The sequence below is a fragment of the Planctomyces sp. SH-PL62 genome (assembly GCF_001610895.1).
Taxonomy (GTDB): Bacteria; Planctomycetota; Planctomycetia; order Isosphaerales; family Isosphaeraceae; genus Paludisphaera.
Window position 1 is genome coordinate 913,944 of the sequence record NZ_CP011273.1, and the last position, 18,329, is coordinate 932,272.

The window sequence follows — 18,329 nt, forward strand, 5'->3', positions numbered from 1 at the left end:
GCGCCGCGGCTTGCGACGAAGGCGTGCTGAAAGTGGATTCCTCGGTCCGTCGGGACGCGCCGACGGGACCCCGGCGAGGCGAGATCGTCCTCGCCCCGCCCGCTCGCCGGCCTCGGCGAGCCCGGCGGCCATCGCCGGCTTTCGGTCCGTCCGGCGTCCTACTCGTCATGATAGACGCTCGCCGGTATAATTCAAGACTTCGGACCGCTATAGATTCTATAAGGATTCGTTATGGAAATCCAGCAGCTCCGCATGTTCCTGAAGGTCGCCGAGCAGGGGAGTTTCACCCGCGCCGCGCGCGAGTTCGGGGTCAGCCAGCCGGCCATCAGCCAGCAGGTGGCGCGGCTGGAGGCGACCCTGGGGAGGCCCCTGTTCGAGCGTCAGGGGAGGCAGGTGGCCCTGACCGAGGCGGGGGAGCTGCTCCGGCGGCGGGCCTTGCAGATCGTCTCGCTGGTGGACGATACCGCGCGGTTGCTGTGCGACGACGGCGAGACCGGCAAGATCGTGGTCTCGGCGATCCCCACGATCGCCCCCTACCTCATGCCCGAACTGCTGGAAGCGTTCCATCGGGACCACCCCAGGGCGCAGGTGGAGGTGAACGAGGAGGTGACCGAGGCCATCCTCCGCCGCTGCGCCCTGGGCGAGATCGACGTCGGCGTGCTGGCGCTGCCGGCGTCGCGCGGGTATCTCCGGTTCGAGAACCTGTTCGAGGAGGAGCTGCTCCTGGTCACCTCGGCCGACCACCCGCTCGTCGGCCGGGACCGCGTCGAGCTGGAGGACCTCCGCGACCTGCCGTTCGTCCTGCTGGACGAGGCCCATTGCCTGTCGGACGACATCCGGGGCTTCTGCCGTCGCAAGCTGTTCCAGCCGGTCAGCACGGGCCGCGTCAGCCAGCTCGCCACGGTGCAGGAGCTGGTGGCGCAGGGGTTCGGCGTCTCGCTGATCCCGGAGATGGCCGTGCGCCCCAACGCGAACGACCGCCTCCGCTACCGCCGCCTCGACGGCGACACGCCGACCCGCACCATCACCGCCTGCTGGAACCCGGACCGCTACCAGTCCCGGCTGATGCTCCGCTTCCTGGATACGCTCAAACAGGCCGGGGCCCTGCGGCTCACGCCGAGTCCTTGAGCGTGGCCATGTCGATCACGAACCGATAGCGCACGTCCCCCTTGAGGAGCCGCTCGTACGCGGTGTCCACGTCCTGCACGCCGATCATCTCGATGTCGCAGGTGATCCCTCGCTCGGCGCAGAAGTCGAGCATCTCCTGGGTCTCGGCGATGCCGCCGATGCCCGAGCCGGCGAAGTTGCGGCGGGGGATGAGGAGGTTGAACGCCGCGACCGGCAACGGGTGCTCCGGGGCGCCCACCAGGGTCAGGGTGCCGTCGAGCTTCAACAGTTGCAGGTAGGCGTTGATGTCATGCTGGGCGGAGACGCAGTCCAGGATGAAGTCGAAGCTCCGCGCCTGCGCGGCCATCGCGTCGGGGTCCTTGGAGACGACCACCTCGTCGGCCCCGAGCCGCCTGGCGTCCTCGGCCTTCCCCGGCGAGGTCGTGAACAGGACGACGTGGGCGCCGAACGCATGGGCGAACTTCACTCCCATGTGCCCCAGGCCGCCGAGCCCGACGATCCCGACCTTCTGACCCGGTCCGACCTTCCAGTGCCTCAGCGGCGAGTACGTCGTGATCCCGGCGCAGAGCAGGGGGCGGTCCCGGCCAGGTCCGCCTGCTTGACCTTGTCCGAGACTTTCAGGACGAACGCCTCGTCGACGACGATGTTCTCGGAATAGCCGCCGAAGGTCACGCCGCCGAGGATCTTGTCGGGGCCGTTGTAGGTGAAGACCGTGCCGCCGGTCTCGCAGTACTGCTCCAGGCCCCCCAGGCAGGCGGGGCACTTCCGGCAGGAATCGACCATGCAGCCGACCGCGGCCAGGTCCCCCTCCTTGAACCGCGACACCGCCGAGCCCACCTTCGCAACCCGCCCCAGGATCTCGTGGCCCGGCACGCACGGATAGATCGTGTTGCCCCACTCGTTGCGGGCCTGGTGCAGGTCGGAATGGCAGACGCCGCAATAGAGGATGTCGATCAGGACGTCGTTGGGCAGGGGATCGCGGCGGGTCAACGAGAACGGCGCCAGCGGGGACTCGGCGGCCTGAGCGGCGTAGGCTTTCGTGCTCATAGTTCGACAACTAGCTCCGAAGATGGATCGGGGAGGGACCGGTCGGGGTCCCGTCAGGGGGTGACGGCGATCATGTCGATCGCGAAGCCGCGGCCCGGGAACGCGACGTCTCGGACGGCCGCCTTCGAGGCGGCGGGGGGGCGCGTGGGGTCGTACAACTCGGTCCTGATCTTTGCGAGGGCGGCGTCGGCTTCGGGATCGGAGACGTAATAGGTGGCCTTGGCCATGTGGCGGAAGTCGGACCGGGCCTCGTCCAGAACGGAGCGAAGTTCGTCGAAGACCGCGCGGACCTGATCGCCCCCGGGGGCGTTTTCGGGGCCGATGAGGCCCGAGACGAAGACGAGCGAGCCCTGACTCGCCAGCGCCGCGCGGCTGTAGACGGGCGACGGCTTGAGCGGCGGCAGGGCCGGGAATTCCAGGCGGCCGGAGCCGCCGGGCGAGTGCGACGCGGCGATCAGTTCGATCTCGACGGGCTGAGACGGCGACGACTTCCAGCCCACGACGACCAGCGGAGGGGGCGTCTCCCCTTCGAAGAACGCGGCGACCTCCCGCGCGACGACCTCGGCGGCGGGGGCGTCCGAAGGCTGGATGAACGCCTTGAGCTGGACGACCCGATCGCGGTCGAGGCCGAGGGTCTTCAGCGAATCGCCCAGGCTTTCGAGCGTCTTCCGGGTCGCGACGGCGAGATCCGCGTCGGGCTCGGCCTGGCCCGAGATGAAAACCCGAGGCCCGCCGGGGAGGACGGCGGACGTGGCCGAGCGGGGCGCCGTATTGGGGGGAGGGGCGTGGTCCGTCGTCGCGACGGCGTCCACGGCCAGGATGGCACCCGGCCGGAGCGGCTCGCCGCCGACGAAGGTCCAGGCCGGGCCGTCGCGGCCGTCGAGCCGTTTCGCGAACGCCTTGCGGACCTCGTCGCGCCAGTCCGCTCGGCTCAGGACGACGTGCATCCGGACGACCCGCGAGGCGTCGGAGCCGGCCGCGCGGAGCGCCGCGTCCAGACGATCCAGGACCGTCTCGATCTGTCGGTCCTCGGGCGCGAGCCGCCCCGCCTCGTCGATCGGGAAGAACTGCGTCGTATGAACCAGGGGCGCGGCGATCGGGACGACCACGGCCGCCGAACCGGCCCGGTCGGGCGAAACGCGTAGTCGGCGCGGGGCGTCGTCGCCCAGCGCGACGGGCGTGAACGCGGCCAGCACCGCGGCGAGGACGATCGAGGGTTTTTGTCGCATCGGAAGTCGCATCCTGGGACGAATTGTAGGGACGAGCGGACGGAAATCAACGCGGGCCGCAGTCGACAACCACGATTCCGGCGTCCGTGAAGTCGACCACGATCGGCCGGTTCGCGGGTTCGTACTCCTCGTCGAGCAGCGAGCAGCTCGCGAGCGTCGTCGGGCCGATCGGATGGATGCCGTAGCCGGAATGCAGGTGCCCCGCGACGGCCAGCCGGGGCCGGACGGCCTCGATCCGCCGCAAGAGGCTGGGCGAGCCGACGGGGCCCCGGGGCGTGGGGTCGCCGTGGCCGTAGGGGGGGCCGTGCAGCAAGAGGACGTCGATCCCCTCCGGGATCAGCGCCCACTTCTCGGCCAACTCCTCTTCTTCCAGGTTGAACGCCCAATCGAAGAAGGTCGGCTGCCAGGGCGTCCCCCAGATCGAGAGGCCGCCGCAGGTCGTCCCGGAGTCTTGCAGATACGTCCAACGCAGGGGGGCGTCGAACGTCGCGGCGTCCTCCTGAAAGACGAAATCGTGATTGCCCGCCACTCCGACCACCTGCGTGCGCGCCGGGAGCGCCTCCAGCCAGGCGCGGAACTCCGTGTCGAGCCAGTCGCGGCCGTCCAGCGGGTCGCGAGCCCATCCCGGCGTCAGGTCGCCCCCGAGGAGGAGCAGGTCGCACTCGGGGATCTTCGGGAGATGGCCGTGCAGGTCGGCCGCGCAGCAGATCCGCATCGCGTGGGTCCCTCGTCGCAGTGCAGGTCGGGGTCAGGGCTTCCGGCCGACCCGTTCCAGGAGCCGTTTGACGGCCCCGACCAGGATCGGCTCGACCTCCGGCGCGAACGGGCCGGGGAGGCTGGCGTAAGCGTAGTAAAGCGCGTCGCCCCCTTCATATCCTCCCTCGGCCAGCACGCGGGCCGAGGGGACGTATCCGAGGACGTCGTTGGCGTAGGCCGCCACCCAGAGCGAGCGTCCCGGCGAAACTTCCTCGCGTTTCAGCCGCAAGGAGTAGTCGACCACGACCTCGCCCGCCAGCGCAACGAGGACCAGCGAGTCGCCCAGGGCGAACGCCTGGACGGGGGCGGGATACGTCGTCGTTACGCCCCGGCCCGCGTCGATGTCCGCGATCAGTCGCTGCGCGTGGGAGCGTCGGGCGGGGTTCTCGGGAGTCTCCTGGAGCCTCGCCTCGTAGGAGGCCCGGTCGGTCGGCCCCGCCAGCGGGAGCGGGGCTTCATCGAACGCGGCGTTCAGCCGGCCGGCGACCGGTCGCAGGCGGGCGGGGTCGTCCAGGACCGCTTCGACGGCGTCCGCCAGCGCATGACCGTGCCGGACCCCCAGCTCGACGGTCCCTCGCGGGTCGGGGTTCGCGTCGCCGCCGCAGCCCATGACGAAGAGGGCCACGGCGCCCGGGTGGTCGTCCTCCAGCTTCGCCTGGGCGAAACCGGCGTAGTCGCCGGAGATGGTCATGATCTTGTCGGTGAGCGTCGTGTTGTGGCAGGCGTAGCCGAACAGGACCGCGACGAGCGAGCCGTCGTCGGCGACGGCGCGGAGCACCGGCACGGCGCGGTCGACGGGGCCGTCGGGGTTCCGGCCGATCCGGAAGCCCGAGGCGGTCTTCTCGCGGCGGTTGATCGCGAACGACACCTCGCCCTCGCCGAAGGCCAGCGAGACAGGCCGGAGCGCGGCGATCGCTGCGCCGGCGGTCGCGACCAGCTTCGCCTCGACGTCGCGTCGGAAATCGTCGTTGGGCTTCGCCCGGTCGAGGTCGATCCCACGTTCCGCCAGCATCGGCCGGGCGTCGCGGACGAGCGGGGCGGTGTGGGTGTGCGACGCGAACAGGGCGACGGCCTCGCGGGGGAGCCCGTGCGCGGCCTGGATCGCCGCGAACACCCGGTCGGCGAAGGCGCGATCGAATCCGACGACGTCCGCCGTGAGCAGGACGGCCGTCGCCCCGCCGCCATCGCGGAGCGCCAGGGCCTTGACCTTGATGGGGATCGTCACCCCCTCCGACGGCGTCTTGCGCGAAGCGTAGCCCGCCAGCCAGACGGGCCCAGCCGGCGTGACGTCGGCCGCCGCCGCCCCCGCCGACCAGCCGTCGCCGGCCCTCGCCGAGACGGCCGTCGCCGCGATCGCCAGCCAGCACGCCGTGAGTCGTCGCATCGTCGTGGTCATTGGGAAGGGTCTCGTCAGGGTGCTTCGGGAGTCTCGACCGCTCACTCCGGGGCGACCATCGGCGTCTCAGCGCCGGCGGAACCGTGGGAAAGGACGCCGGCGTCCCCGATCCCGCGAACCGGCATCTTAAATCGCCGTCGCGGTCGGGGCGACCCCCGGCCCCTCCTGCGGCCCCGGCAACGATCGAGTGGCGACCTGGAGACGGGGCCTTCCTGGAATTTCAATTGACACGGCAGGTTGGCTACTTTATCGTTTGGCAATGCAATTGAGATTCAGTCTCAGGTCGATTTGAAATCAGTGATCGCGGTGTGGCCCTTGACACCCGATTCCTCGCCGTTTCTCGGGGGTCGGGGATGCCCGCCAGGGTGGCGTCCATCGGTCGCGGTCGACGCGGCCGTGAGGACCGAAGTTCCCGGACGAGAGCGAACGCCCCGCCGATCCCCCACCGGTATCGAGGTCGAAACGACCCGCCCCCCCATTCGGAGAATCCCGCCATGCCGTCGAGCCGACGCCCCCGAGGCTTCACGCTGATCGAGTTGCTGGTCGTGATCGCGATCATCGCCGTGCTGATCGCGCTCCTGCTGCCGGCCGTGCAGTCGGCCCGCGAGGCCGCCCGCCGCGCCCAGTGCGTCAACAACCTGAAGCAGATCGGGCTGGCGATGCACAACTACGCCGACGGCAACGGCTGCTTCCCGTTCGCGCTGATCCAGGCGTCGTCGAAGTATTCGTGCTTCACGGGCATCCTGCCGTTCGTGGAGCAGGGGCCGCTGTTCTCGACGTACAATGTGTCGTTCGGGGCGTCGACCACGACCAACTCGACCGCGTCGGGGACGATCGTGGCGTCGTTCCTCTGCCCCTCGATGACGTTGCCGTACTCCAAGCCGGACGTCTCGCAGAACGATTTTCTGGCCCCCTCCAGCTACACGACCAATAACGGCGACGCCTACGCCAACCTCTATAGCGGTCGGCACCTCTACGGCGTTCCCCGGGGGGTGATCATCGGCGCGACCAGCACGAACAGCGGCGACACGACCGCCCCGCTGACGACGGTCGACCACCCTCCCGTCACGATCGCCTCGATCACCGATGGGTCCTCGAACAGCTTCCTGGGCGGCGAGCAGGACTACGGCCTGAAGAACGACTTCTTCAGCTCGACCCACGCCCGCGCGGGACAGTATCGCGGTGGTCAGGGAGTCTGGGCGCACGGCTATCCGCGCGGGCTGAACTTCTCGACCTGGGGCAAGTTCAACCTCCACAAGGTCGTCGACGACGTCACCAGCGAGGAGAGCGGCATCTACTCGTTCCGCAGCCAGCATCCGGGCGGGGCCAACTTCGTCTTCGCCGACGGTTCCGTGAAGTTCATCAAGGAGGGGATCGCCAAGCCCGTCTACCGCGGCCTCTCCACCCGGGCCGGCGGCGAGGTGATCTCGTCCGACAGCTTCTGACCCGACGAGATTGCCCCGCCGGCGCGACCGCTTCCCGTGGTCGCGTCGGCGGGTGGCTCGACCGCGCATCCTGGAGACGGTTAGGCTCATGTTCCGATCGAGACGCCTCGCGACGACCTTCGCCGCCCTCGCGCTGCCGCTGATCGCCCTCTGCTCGGCAGCCTGCGGCAACCCCCACGACCCTTCGATCACCTACACGAAGCTGACGCCCGAGGAGTTCGCGAAGCTCCCGCCCGAGGAGCAGGAGACCCCCGAGGTGCAGGAGAACATGGGGGCCGACTGGAAGGACCCCAACCTCCCCGAGAACGCCACGAATCCCAAGCGCCGGAAGCGTCACTGAGCCGATCGGCCGTGCGCGATCCCCTGGAGGAGCGGGGCGTGAAACGAATCATCCTGATCTGCGTCCTGGCCGCGCCGGCGTGCGCGGCCCTGTTCGTTTCGCTCGCCTCGCGCACGGCGAAGCCCGCCGGTCGGCCGATCTCGCCGTCGCTGCTGGGGAGGACCTTCCTGGAAGGCCCCCCGGCGCTCCGGGCGATCGACGGCCGTCGGATCGACCTCCGCCCCGCCGACGGAGGCGCGACGGTCGTCACGTTCCTCGCCGCCGACGACCCGGCCTCCGATGTCGCGGCTGACGGCCTGGAAACGCTCCGCGAGTCCTTCCCCCCCGGAGTCGTCGCGACGATCGCCGTGGCGGTCGGCGAGGGGCCGCCTCGGGAGGCCGCCGGCTCGGCCGTCGTCCACGACCCGACCGGGACGATCGCCCGCCGGTTCGGCGTCGCGACCACCCCCGAGTCGCTCGTCCTCGTCGGCGAGGCCCGCCTGCTCCATCGGGGTCGGTTCGACCTCGGCGAGCTTCGCGAGGCCGTCGCGGCGGCCAGTCGGGGAGTCGAGCCGGACGCGATCGGCGAGCCCGCGACGGGGACGCCGATCCCCGAGCCTTCATCGGCCCGAAGTTCGCCGACCTACACGCAGGACGTCGAGCCGATCCTCCGCCGGAGTTGCCGCGACTGCCACCGGCCGGGCGAGGCCGCGCCGTTCTCGCTGCTGAAATACGCCCAGGCGGCCCGCCGCTCGCGCGACCTGGCCGACGTGGTGGAATCGCGGTTCATGCCCCCGTGGAAGCCCTCTTCCGGGCATGGCCCGCCCCTCCTGCACGACCGGACGCTGCTCCCGGACGAGGTCGCGACGCTCCGCGCCTGGGCGGAAGCCGGAGCGCCCGAAGGCCCGCAAACGGCCGAGCCGGTCCCCGAGCCACCCCCCGTCGGCGAATGGGCCCTGGGGACTCCCGACCTGATCCTCGAGATGCCCGAGCCGTTCGAGATCCCTCCGACCGGCGGCGACGTCTACCGCTGCTTCGTCCTGCCGACCGACCTTCCCGAGGACCGCTGGATCCGCGCCATCGAGGTCAAGCCGGGCAACCCTCGCGTCGTCCACCACACCTTCGGCTACCTGGACGTCCGCGGCCTGGGCCGATCGCGCGACGAGGCCGACGAGGAGCCGGGCTACATGTGCTTCTCCGGCTTCGACGGCGATTCGATCTTCGGCGCACTGGGGGGCTGGACGCCCGGCAACGAGCCCCATTTCTACGGCGACGGCGTCGGCCAGAAGCTCCCACAAGGGGCGGATCTCGTCTTGCAGATCCACTACCATCCGATCGGCAAGGTGGAGCGCGACCAAACTCGACTTGGGATCCACTTCGCCCGGAAGCCGGTCAAGAAGGCCCTCCAGTGGGTCTCCGCTTGCGCCGATCCGGCGGAATTCGTGATCCCGGCCGACGACCCGGACGTGCGCTGGAAGGCGGAGTTGAAGATCCCGATGGACGTGGACCTGCACGCGATGACGCCGCACATGCACATGCTCGGGCGGTCGATGGCGGCCCGCGTCGTGACGCCCGACGGCCGCTCCCGGCCGCTGATCCGCATCGACGACTGGGATTTCAACCGCCAGGACACCTACTTCCTCCGCGAGCCGCTTCGCATCCCCGAAGGCTCCACCGTCCACCTGGAAGCCCGGTTCGACAACTCGTCCGGCAACCCGCGCAACCCGTCCCGCCCCCCCCGCGAGGTCCGCTGGGGCGAGGGGACGAACGACGACATGATGATCCTTTTCCTCGGCCTCACGCACGCCGATCAGGACTTGACCGTCCCCGGCGCCGTCGACGACTTCATGGAGGAGTTCTTCCGCCGCGCCGGGGTCGCGCCGAGCGACGCCGTCGAGTGACGATGGAATCCGCCCTCGTCGCGGCGCGTGGAGCGGGTCCTGGCGGAGATCGCGTGCGACGGATACAACGAAAGGCGCGCACCTGAATCCGTCGTCCCGAGGAGCCCGCGATGAACCGTCGCCTATCGGCATCCGTCGTCCTCGCCATGATGCTCGTCGCGATCCTTGAGGCGAGCCCCGTCGCCCTGGCGCGCGACGGCAAGCCCAACGTCGTCTTCATCCTGGCCGACGACCTGGGCCGGGCCGAGGTGGGGGCCTACGGGCAGGAGAAGATCAAGACGCCGGCGATCGACCGCCTGGCTGCCGAGGGGATGCGGTTCACGCGGTTCTATTCCGGCTCGCCGGTCTGCGCCCCGTCGCGGGGCACCCTGATGACCGGCAAGCATACCGGCCACGGCCACGTCCGCGACAATCGGGAGATCCAGCCTGAAGGGCAGCCCCCGATCCCCGACGCCGAGTTCACGCTCGCCGAGATGTTCAAGCGTCAGGGGTACGCCACGGCGGCGATCGGCAAGTGGGGACTGGGCTTCCCCGGCTCCGAGGGGGACCCGCTCAACCAGGGCTTCGACCACTTCTTCGGCTACAACTGCCAGCGCCACGCCCACAACCATTACCCGACCTACCTCTGGAACGATCGCGCGAAGATCGACCTGGCGGGAAACGACGGCGGCGCGACCGGCGCCCAGCACTCGCACGACCTGTTCGAAGCCGAGGCTCTCCGGTACGTCCGCGCGCACAAGGACGCGCCGTTCTTCCTGTTCCTGCCGTTCACGATCCCGCACGTCGCGCTCCAGGTCCCGGAGGATTCGCTGGCCGAGTACGCCGGCCGGTTCGAGGAGACCCCTTACACCGGCGGCCGCGGCTATCAGCCCCATCCGAAGCCCCGCGCCGCGTACGCGGCGATGGTCACCCGCATGGACCGCACGGTGGGGCGGATCCTCGCCCTCCTGCGGGAGACCGGGATCGACGACGACACGCTGGTGATCTTCGCCTCCGACAACGGTCCGAACCAGGAAGCCGGCGGCGCGGATAGCGGCTTCTTCCATTCGGCCGGCGGACTCCGGGGGTTCAAGGGTTCGGCGTACGAAGGGGGGATCGCAGTCCCGATGATCGTCCGATGGCCGGGCCGCGTGAAGCCGGGGGCGACGTGCGACTTCGTCGGCTACTTCCCGGACGTCGCGCCGACCTTGATGGAGCTGATCGGAGGGGGCGCGAGCCTGCCGCCGGGCCTCGACGGGATCAGCTTCGCCCCCAGCCTCCTCGGCCGTCCCGACGCCCAGCCCGCGCACGAGTTCCTTTACTGGGAGTTCGCCTCCTACGGCGGCTGGCAGGCCGCCCGCATCGGCCCGTGGAAGGGCGTCTGCCGGGATCTTCGGCAAGGGAACGACGCGATCGAGCTGTACAACCTGGACGACGACCCGCGCGAGCGACGCGACCTCGCCGCCGATCGTCCCGAGATCGTCGACCGCATCAAGGCGGTGATGACGAAGGAGCACGTCCGCTCCGAGATGTTCCCGCTGCCGACGATCGACCCGAAGTGATTGGACGAGGCGGCGGATCGACGCGCCGGCGCCGTCGCCGGAAATCAGGGAAGACGCCGGAGGGCCGGGGCGGGTACGATGGTCCGCTTGATCGGCCGCCGGGCCGTCCGCTTCGATCCAGGTGATAGATAAGGGCGTCGCGTCGATATGAGGGCTGGCATCGTCGGTCTGCCGAATGTGGGCAAGAGTACGCTGTTCAACGCGCTGACCAGTTCCAAGGCGGCGCAGAGTGCGAACTATCCGTTCTGCACCATCGAGCCGAACGAGGGGGTCGTGAGCGTCCCCGACGGCCGGCTGGAGCGGATCAGCCGCCACATCGTCCCCAAGAAGCTCGTCCCCGCCGCGCTCCGGCTGGTGGACATCGCCGGGATCGTGAAGGGGGCCAGCGAGGGGGAAGGGCTGGGGAACAAGTTCCTCAGCCATATCCGCGAGGTCGACGCGATCCTCCAGGTCGTGCGCTGCTTCGAGGATCCGGACGTGGTCCACGTCGCCGGGCGGGTCGATCCGCTGTCGGACGTGGAGACGGTCGAGATCGAGCTGATGCTGGCCGACCTCCAGACGCTGGAGAACGCGCTCCCCAAGGCCGAGCGCACCGCCAAGGGGGGCGACAAGGACGCCAAGCTCCGCGTCGACGCGATCAAGAAGTGCCTGGAGCACCTGGGGACGGACCAGCCGCTTCGGACGCTGACGCTCGAACCGACCGAGGCCGCCGCCATCTCCAGCTTCGGCCTGATGACGGCCAAGCCGATCCTCTACGTCGCCAACGTGGACGAGGGCGACCTGCACGGCGAAGGCCCGATGGCGGCCCGGGTCCGCGAACGGGCCAAGGAGATCGGCGCGGGGGTGGTCGCGGTCTGCGCCAAGCTGGAGTCCGAGATCGCCGAGCTGGACGAGGCCGACCGGCTGGAGATGCTCCATTCATCCGGCCTGGACGAACCCGCCCTGGCCGTCCTGGCGCGGGAGGCGTACCGGATCCTCGGCCTCCAGAGCTACTTCACGGCCGGCGAGAAGGAGGTCCGGGCCTGGACCGTCCCGATCGGCGCCACGGCCCCGCAGGCCGCCGGCGTGATCCACACCGACTTCGAGAAGGGCTTCATCCGGGCCGAGGTCTACACCCTCGCCGACCTGGAGCACTACAAGTCCGAGAAGGAGATCCGCGCCGCCGGCAAGCTCCGCGTCGAGGGCAAGGCGTACGTGATGCAGGACGGCGACATCTGCCACTTCCTGTTCAATTGATCGATCCGATCTCGATCCGGGGGCCCGCCGGCGGATTGCGGCGGGCCCGCCGGGGCCGCACAATATTCGGGCGGGAGCGGCGAACCGATTGAGGCGACGCCCCCCGCGCGACGCGAGGCGACGCGACGCGACGGCCCCAATCCGGTGAATGATGCTGATCGAGCTCGAAGACCTGACCAAGACCTACGGGGCGGTGACGGCCCTGTCGGGACTCTCGCTCTCGCTCCCCGAGGGGGCCGTGGGGCTCCTCGGCCCCAACGGCGCGGGCAAGACGACCCTGATCCGCAGCCTGCTCGGGCTCGTCCGGATCGACTCCGGCCGGGGCCGCGTGCTCGGGATGGACCTGGCGGGACAGCCCCTGGCGATCCGCCAGGCGGTCGGCTTCGTCCCCGAGGACGAATGCCTCTTTCCCGGCGTGACCGGGGTCCAGTTCGTCGCCTACGCCGGGGAACTGGTCGGCATGCCGTCGCGCGACGCCCTCCGCCGCGCCCATGAGGTCCTGGATTACGTCGAGCTGGGCGAGGCCCGCTATCGGAGGGCCGAGTCGTATTCCACGGGGATGAAGCAGCGGCTCAAGATCGCCTCGGGGATCGTCCACGACCCCCGGCTGTTGATCCTCGACGAGCCGACCAACGGCATGGACCCGGCCGGTCGCCAGGAGATCCTCGCCCTCTGCCGCGACCTCTCGCGGAACAAGGGGATGAATCTCCTGATCTCCAGCCATCTGCTCCCGGACGTCGAGGCCGTCTGCGAATACGTCGTCGTGCTGGGCCAGGGGCGGTTGCTGGCGCAGGGGCGGATCGAGGAGTTGAAGAAGCCGCACTCCCGGGAGTTCGAACTCCGCGTGCGCGGCGATCGATCGCGGTTCGCCGCGATCCTGGCCGAGCGGGGCGTCCGGTCGGAGCCGGTCGACGACCACCTGCGGGTCGAGCTGCCGGACGGGGCGGGGGTCGACGCGCTCTGGGAGGCGGCGGAAGCCGCATCCGAACAGATCCGCCTGCTTCGGCCTCGTCGCAGCACGCTGGAAGAGGTCTTCCTCCAGGCGATCGGGAGGGCGAGCTGATGCCGATTCTCGACCAGGGATACCAGCACTGGGACGGCAAGCTCGGCGGCCACGCCTTCCGCTGGCTGGCCATCACCCGCCAGGGGGTGAAGGCCCAGTTCAAGAACCGCTGGCTGATCTCGACGCTCGTCGGCGCGCTCGCTCCGGCGCTCGTGCTGGCGGGGTTCCTGATCCTTTGGGGGCTGTTCGAGCAGAAGTCGTCGATCCTCACCCCCTTCCTGTTCCTGTTCCAGGGGCTCCCGGAAGAGATCCGCGACGGCCCGAGGGCGTTCCGGACGACGTTCTGGACGCTGGCGTACACGCAGTTCTTCCAGGTCCAGCTCTTCTTCACGTTCCTGCTGGTGATGATGGTCGGCCCGGATCTGATCAGCCAGGACCTGCGGTTCAACGCGCTGCCGCTCTACCTCTCGCGGCCGTTGCGGCGGATCGACTATTTCCTGGGCAAGTTCGGGGTGATCGCCGTGTTCTTGCTGGCGGTCATGCTCATCCCGGCGGTGCTGGCGTACCTGATCGGGCTGGCGTTCAGCCTCGACACGGCCATCCTCCGCGACACCTGGCGAGTCCTGGCCGCGTCGGTCGCGTTCAGTCTGGTGGTGACCGTCTCGACCGGGCTCCTGATGCTGGCCTTCTCGTCGCTCTCCCGGCACTCCCGGTTCGTCACGGCGATGTGGCTGGGGGTCTGGATGCTGGGCGGCGCGGCCGCCGACGCCCTGAGCGGCTCGGTCGGGCGCGAGTGGGTGCCCCTGGTCTCATACTCCGCCGACCTCTCCTCCGTCCGCGACGCGCTCTTCGACTCCGACGCCGAATGGGAACGCCTGAGGAAACTCTTCCGGGCGAGCCAGGACGCCATGCTGAACGGGGCGGGGAGCATCGGCCCGGAAGGGCGGCGGCGAGGCTTCCCGTTCCCCTTCGGCCCGCCTCGGCCTCCGCGTCCGCCGGAGCCGCCACCGTCGGCCGGGGAGGACCCGGCGTCGCGACGTCCCCCGTGGACCTGGTCGGCCGGCGTGCTCGCCGGCCTGGGGGTCGCGTCGATCGTCGTCCTTTCCACCCGGGTCCGGTCGCTCGACCGTTTGAAATAGGGAGACGGTGATGAGCACGACGGACGCCCCCGAAGCGCCGCCGGTGATCGAGTTCCGGTCGGTCTCGAAGTGGTACGGACAGGTGATCGGGGTGAACAACCTCTCGCTGCGGATCGGCAAGGGGGTGACGGGCCTGCTCGGCCCCAACGGCGCGGGGAAGAGCACGCTCCTGCAACTGGCGACCGGCCAGCTCCGCCCCAGCCAGGGGGACGTCCGGGTGCTGGGCGTCCGGCCCTGGAACAACGCGGCCCTCAATCGCCACGTCGGCCTGTGCCCCGAGCAGGACGCGATGTTCGAGTGGATGACCGGCCGAGCGTTCCTCCGCGCCAGCGGCTCGCTCGCCGGGATGGGCCGGCGGGCCGCTCGCGAGGCCGCCGACCGGATGCTCGAACAGGTCGGGATGACCGCCGCCGCCGACCGTCCGGTTCGAGGCTATTCGAAGGGGATGCGGCAGCGGACGAAGCTCGCCCAGGCTTTAATCCACGACCCCGAGGTCCTCTTTCTCGACGAACCCCTGACCGGGACCGATCCGGTGGCCCGCCACGAGCTGATGGAGCTGATCGCCGGTCTCGCCCGCCAAGGGCGGACGATCCTCGTGTCGAGCCACGTGCTCTACGAGGTGCAGGCCCTCACGTCCCAGATCGTGCTGGTGAATCGGGGCCGACTGGTCGCCTTCGGGGACGTCCGGCAGATCCGCGACCTGATCGACAAGCATCCCCATCGGATCGTCCTCAAGGGGCCCGACCGCCGCGCCTTGGCCGCCAAGCTCGTGCGATGGGACGACGTCGAGGGGATCGAGCTGCCACGCGACGAGCGGGCGATCGTGGTCGAGACCCGCGCCCCGGACCAGTTCTATCAGCGCCTGCCGAGGCTGGCCCGCGAGGCCGACTCGCCGATCGAGGAGATTTACTCGGACGACGACAATCTGGAAGCCGTCTTCAAGTATCTGGTGAATCCATGATCCCGGCCGCAACGCCCGCCGACGAACCCCGCATCCCTCCGATCGCGGCCTCTCGAGCCTTTCCGGTCGTGTCCTCCGGCCGACCTTCGCTCGGTGCGCTGGCTACGGTGCTCCGGATTACGATCGCCCGTCAGATGCGGGGGAAGCGGATCTGGCTGTTCGTGCTCATGTTCGCCGCCCCGGTGGCGATCGCGCTGCTGGTCCGCCGGTACGATCAGCCCTACGATCCGGAGGCGAGCGAGCGGGCCCTGATCTACGGCCTTATTCCGCAGGCGATCGTGCCGCTGGCGGCGTTGCTGTTCGCGTCGAGCCTGGTGCAGGACGACGTGGAGGAGCAGACGCTGACGTATTTCCTGATCCGGCCGATCCCGAGGTGGGCGATCTACCTGGTGAAGGTGCTGGGGGCGACGCTCGTGACGTCGATCCTGGCCGCGATTTTCACGACGGCCGTGACGGCCGCGGTTCGCGTGGGGCTCCCCGAGGCGGACCCATCGGACCTGTTCCGTCAGGCCGGGGTCCTGGCAGGGCTCTCGGCCCTTTCGCTGCTGGCCTACATCGCGATCTTCGGCCTGCTCGGGCTCTTCACGCGCCGGGTGCTGGTGATCGGCGTGGGCTATATCCTGGTGTTCGAGGGGGTCGTGTCGAACATCCCGTTTCTGGTCCGGTACGGAACGATCCTGTTCCACGTCCGGGTCCTGGCGGTCCGGCTGCTGGGCCTGGACGGTGGCGCATGGTCGATCGACCCGGCCGAGGCACCGGCCGTCGCGACCTCGCTGGCGGTCCTGACAGGCGCCGCCGCGCTCTTCACGGCGCTGGGGGCCTGGTTCTTCAGCAGCCGCGAATTCCGTGTGAAGACGCCTGAGGGAAGCTGAACCGCCTTGCCGATCGACGACCCACGACCGCGCCGTCCTCCCCCTTCGCGAAGGGGGAGGAGACGACGTAAAAGGGGCCGTCCGAAGTCTGGATCAGACCTCGACGAGGTCGCCTTCGGGCTCCTCGGCGTCGACGACGGAGGATTCCAGGCCCTGGACCAATGCGCCGAGCTGGAGCGCCAGGAGCCGGTCTTCGGGCGTCGCACCCCTGAGGAGGCTCAGGAACGCCTCGGCGCCGATCATGACGGCCTTGGGCTTGCTGTGGATGGTCAGGACGTAGCGACATTCGGGGTTTTCCAGGCTATCCAGCACCTTCGGGAGATCTCGATGGAGTTCGCGGCTGCCAATGAAGCGGACACGAGACGGGGACGGAGGCATCAGCATCCTCGGGGCCATGCTCGGCCCAAAGCTAGCACCAAAATATCGCATTGAGGCGAACAGACGGGAATCGCCTCGGCTTGCGGACGAAAGGTCACACCAGACTATCGAACCGGAGCACGGTCCGTCAATCATGGGGTCGTATGTTGCTACGTCGGCGAGACCCGAATTGTTTGACGAGTCTCCCAATGAAGTTGAACCGGGGCGGTCTCACTCCGGTTCGGCGGGGCTTTTCTCGCCATCGGACGCGTCGGTGGGCTGGGGCGGCGGCTCGGGGGAGGGCGTTGGGACGGGAGCGAAGAATTCGGCGAGGTCGGTGTAGCGGCCGTATTTCTCGCGGAGCATCCCCTGGATCGCGGAGGCCTCGCGAGGCCGGCCGGCCTGGAGCGCCGCGACGGCGCGGAGGTACTGCTGCTCCACGAACGCGCGACGCTCCCGGATCCGCGTGGCGAGGTCGTCGGCCCGATGGTGGGCCAGGAGGAGCCATTTGCGCTCGTCGGGGTCGTCGGCCGCGATGGTCCCGATCATCTCCCGCCAGTAGCGCTGGGCGGTGAGTTCGTCCCCCTCGGCCTCGGCCTTCGAGGCCAGGCTGTGGAACGCGGCGAACTGGCGCTCGCCATTGGTCTGGGGCTGCGAGAAGGGGGTGGGGGTCGGGCTGGCGAGGAGCTTGGCGCGGCCCTCGGCCTCGTCGAGCGCGATCTTGTCCCGCCAGGCCTGGGTCTCCTCGCGGTAGGGGTGGTCGGGGAACCGCTTGTCGAGCGGGTCGATGTATTCGGCCCGTGCGGTCAGCCAGTCCGAGCGCCGGGTTGACTCCATGAGCGGGACGGCGTGCCGGTAGAGGTATTCGGCGCCAGGGGGCCAGAGCCAGTAGGCGACGAGAGCGGCGATCGCGACCAGGCCCAGGACCAGTCCCCCGACCTCCATTCGGTCGCGGGTGAAGAAGCTCCGCTCGTCGCCGTCGAGATTCGCGGCCGAGGAGACCCCGGACGATCGACCTTTCTTCTTCTTCTTGCTCTTGGCGGCCCCCTTTGGGGGCGCGGCCTCGACGCCGATCCCGGCGCGGGTGGGATTGGCTGCGGACGATCCGGCCTCGGGCCAGACCATGGCCACCGTCTGCTTCTTCTCGGCCTTCTCGCGAAGCTCGCGGAGGATCACGGACACCGCGTCGGCGTCCCACGGCCGTTCGGTCGGGTTCTTCGCCATCAGGGCGACGACCACGTCGTCGAGGGCCTTGGGGATCTCCTGGACCTTGGCGCTGGGGCGGGGCGGCGGCTCGTTGATGTGGCAGTGCATCAGCACGACAGCCGACGACCCGCTGAACGGCGGCTTGCCGACGAGCATCTGGTACAGCAGCGCGCCCAGGGCGTAGAGGTCGGTCTTGTGGCTGACGGCCGGGGTGCCACGGATCTGCTCGGGCGCCATGTAGGCGGCCGTCCCCAGGGTCCTGCCGGGCGCGGTCAGGGCCGTGCGGTCCAGGTCCTTGGCGATCCCAAAGTCGGTCAGCTTGATCCGGCCGTCAGGGGTGACCATCAGGTTCGAGGGCTTCAGGTCACGATGGACGACCCCCTGCTGGTGCGCGTACTGCAAGGCGTCGCAGATCTGGATCGCCAGGTCGACGACCTCGAGCCAGGGGATCTCGCCGCGCTCCTGGAGGACCTTGTCGAGGGTCGAGCCCTCGACGTACTCCATGGCGAAGTAATAGGTCCCGCGGAACTTGCCGGTGGCGAGCCAGCGGACGATGTTGGGGTGGCGGAACTGTTTGATGATCTCGGCTTCGCGGCTGAACCGCTGGAGCAGCTTGGCGTTGTCGGCGACCTCGCCCTGGACGATCTTCACGGCCGCCGGGCGGCCGGTGGTCTCCTGGGTCGCCTTGAAGACGATCCCCATGGCGCCGGAGCCGAGGACCTCCTCCAGACGGAACGAGCCGAGTTGTTCGCCGAGGAAGCCCTGACTCATGGCGATGATGGACCTCGCCGAC

At 69.5% G+C, this 18,329-nt stretch carries 15 protein-coding genes and 1 pseudogene; 10 read left to right on the top strand and 6 right to left on the bottom strand.

Translation table 11 applies throughout. The annotated features are described in order from the left end of the window. Positions 1–231: 231 nt before the first annotated feature. Positions 232–1,128: a LysR family transcriptional regulator gene (locus VT85_RS03600; RefSeq protein WP_068410635.1), complete on the top strand. Its 897-nt coding sequence runs from the start codon at positions 232–234 to the stop codon at positions 1,126–1,128. Here the strand turns inward: VT85_RS03600 and VT85_RS29930 are convergent. The 4 genes and pseudogenes from VT85_RS29930 to VT85_RS03620 form a co-directional block, all read right to left on the bottom strand. Further along, a pseudogene (locus VT85_RS29930) lies at positions 1,112–2,175 on the bottom strand (NAD(P)-dependent alcohol dehydrogenase). The gene VT85_RS03600 and the pseudogene VT85_RS29930 overlap by 17 nt on opposite strands. A gap of 53 nt (positions 2,176–2,228) precedes the next feature. Further along, complete coding sequence (locus VT85_RS03610) at positions 2,229–3,404, bottom strand: RidA family protein (protein WP_068410638.1); 1,176 nt, start codon at positions 3,402–3,404, stop codon at positions 2,229–2,231. Between the two features lie 46 nt (positions 3,405–3,450). After that, a complete protein-coding gene (locus VT85_RS03615) occupies positions 3,451–4,119 on the bottom strand; it encodes a metallophosphoesterase (RefSeq protein ID WP_068410641.1) in 669 nt (222 codons plus the stop codon). 33 nt (positions 4,120–4,152) lie between these two features. Beyond that, positions 4,153–5,556: a neutral/alkaline non-lysosomal ceramidase N-terminal domain-containing protein gene (locus tag VT85_RS03620; RefSeq protein WP_068410644.1), complete on the bottom strand. Its 1,404-nt coding sequence runs from the start codon at positions 5,554–5,556 to the stop codon at positions 4,153–4,155. Positions 5,557–6,050: 494 nt separating this feature from the next. Between VT85_RS03620 and VT85_RS03625 the strand changes: the two genes are divergently transcribed. From VT85_RS03625 to VT85_RS03665, 9 genes are all read left to right on the top strand, one after another. After that, positions 6,051–7,001 (top strand): DUF1559 domain-containing protein, encoded by a 951-nt coding sequence (locus VT85_RS03625; RefSeq protein WP_068410646.1) that lies wholly within the window; start codon positions 6,051–6,053, stop codon positions 6,999–7,001. A gap of 88 nt (positions 7,002–7,089) precedes the next feature. Continuing rightward, positions 7,090–7,341, top strand: coding sequence for an oxidoreductase (locus VT85_RS03630; RefSeq protein WP_068410648.1), 252 nt, complete (start codon positions 7,090–7,092; stop codon positions 7,339–7,341). A 38-nt stretch (positions 7,342–7,379) separates the two neighbouring features. Continuing rightward, entirely contained in the window at positions 7,380–9,221 is a 1,842-nt protein-coding gene (locus VT85_RS03635; RefSeq protein WP_156512657.1) for an AhpC/TSA family protein, read from the top strand. Positions 9,222–9,331: 110 nt separating this feature from the next. After that, on the top strand, positions 9,332–10,762 hold the full coding sequence (locus tag VT85_RS03640; RefSeq protein WP_068410654.1) for an arylsulfatase: 1,431 nt from the start codon (positions 9,332–9,334) through the stop codon (positions 10,760–10,762). A 147-nt stretch (positions 10,763–10,909) separates the two neighbouring features. Then, positions 10,910–11,998, top strand: a complete 1,089-nt coding sequence (gene ychF / locus VT85_RS03645) for a redox-regulated ATPase YchF (RefSeq protein ID WP_068410656.1) — start codon at positions 10,910–10,912, stop codon at positions 11,996–11,998. A gap of 148 nt (positions 11,999–12,146) precedes the next feature. Then, positions 12,147–13,061, top strand: a complete 915-nt coding sequence (locus VT85_RS03650; RefSeq protein WP_068410660.1) for an ATP-binding cassette domain-containing protein — start codon at positions 12,147–12,149, stop codon at positions 13,059–13,061. After that, positions 13,061–14,140 (top strand): ABC transporter permease, encoded by a 1,080-nt coding sequence (locus tag VT85_RS03655; RefSeq protein WP_068410664.1) that lies wholly within the window; start codon positions 13,061–13,063, stop codon positions 14,138–14,140. The genes VT85_RS03650 and VT85_RS03655 overlap by 1 nt, the downstream gene beginning before the upstream one ends. Positions 14,141–14,150: 10 nt before the next feature. After that, positions 14,151–15,101, top strand: a complete 951-nt coding sequence (locus VT85_RS03660; protein WP_068410667.1) for an ABC transporter ATP-binding protein — start codon at positions 14,151–14,153, stop codon at positions 15,099–15,101. Beyond that, positions 15,098–15,973 (top strand): ABC transporter permease, encoded by an 876-nt coding sequence (locus VT85_RS03665; protein WP_082858326.1) that lies wholly within the window; start codon positions 15,098–15,100, stop codon positions 15,971–15,973. Before VT85_RS03660 ends, VT85_RS03665 begins: the two co-directional genes overlap by 4 nt. A gap of 93 nt (positions 15,974–16,066) precedes the next feature. Here VT85_RS03665 and VT85_RS03670 read toward each other — a convergent pair whose 3' ends face one another. Together VT85_RS03670 and VT85_RS03675 are read right to left on the bottom strand one after the other, a co-directional pair. Further along, positions 16,067–16,285 carry a hypothetical protein gene (locus VT85_RS03670; RefSeq protein WP_197491074.1) on the bottom strand — a complete coding sequence of 73 codons (219 nt, stop codon included), beginning with the start codon at positions 16,283–16,285 and terminating at the stop codon, positions 16,067–16,069. Between the two features lie 276 nt (positions 16,286–16,561). After that, positions 16,562–18,307, bottom strand: a complete 1,746-nt coding sequence (locus tag VT85_RS03675; protein ID WP_068410673.1) for a serine/threonine-protein kinase — start codon at positions 18,305–18,307, stop codon at positions 16,562–16,564. Positions 18,308–18,329 lie beyond the last annotated feature (22 nt).

Excerpts from the sequence above, each read along its gene's own strand:
- VT85_RS03600 (WP_068410635.1), top strand. The coding sequence starts at position 232 with ATGGAAATCCAGCAGCTCCGCATGTTCCTGAAGGTCGCCGAGCAGGGG.
- VT85_RS03655 (WP_068410664.1), top strand. The coding sequence starts at position 13,061 with ATGCCGATTCTCGACCAGGGATACCAGCACTGGGACGGCAAGCTCGGC.
- VT85_RS03615 (WP_068410641.1), bottom strand. The coding sequence starts at position 4,119 with ATGCGGATCTGCTGCGCGGCCGACCTGCACGGCCATCTCCCGAAGATC.
- VT85_RS03640 (WP_068410654.1), top strand. The coding sequence starts at position 9,332 with ATGAACCGTCGCCTATCGGCATCCGTCGTCCTCGCCATGATGCTCGTC.
- ychF (WP_068410656.1), top strand. The coding sequence starts at position 10,910 with ATGAGGGCTGGCATCGTCGGTCTGCCGAATGTGGGCAAGAGTACGCTG.
- VT85_RS03675 (WP_068410673.1), bottom strand. The coding sequence starts at position 18,307 with ATGAGTCAGGGCTTCCTCGGCGAACAACTCGGCTCGTTCCGTCTGGAG.
- VT85_RS03610 (WP_068410638.1), bottom strand. The coding sequence starts at position 3,404 with ATGCGACAAAAACCCTCGATCGTCCTCGCCGCGGTGCTGGCCGCGTTC.
- VT85_RS03650 (WP_068410660.1), top strand. The coding sequence starts at position 12,147 with ATGATGCTGATCGAGCTCGAAGACCTGACCAAGACCTACGGGGCGGTG.
- VT85_RS03630 (WP_068410648.1), top strand. The coding sequence starts at position 7,090 with ATGTTCCGATCGAGACGCCTCGCGACGACCTTCGCCGCCCTCGCGCTG.
- VT85_RS03625 (WP_068410646.1), top strand. The coding sequence starts at position 6,051 with ATGCCGTCGAGCCGACGCCCCCGAGGCTTCACGCTGATCGAGTTGCTG.
- VT85_RS03665 (WP_082858326.1), top strand. The coding sequence starts at position 15,098 with ATGATCCCGGCCGCAACGCCCGCCGACGAACCCCGCATCCCTCCGATC.
- VT85_RS03660 (WP_068410667.1), top strand. The coding sequence starts at position 14,151 with ATGAGCACGACGGACGCCCCCGAAGCGCCGCCGGTGATCGAGTTCCGG.
- VT85_RS03620 (WP_068410644.1), bottom strand. The coding sequence starts at position 5,556 with ATGACCACGACGATGCGACGACTCACGGCGTGCTGGCTGGCGATCGCG.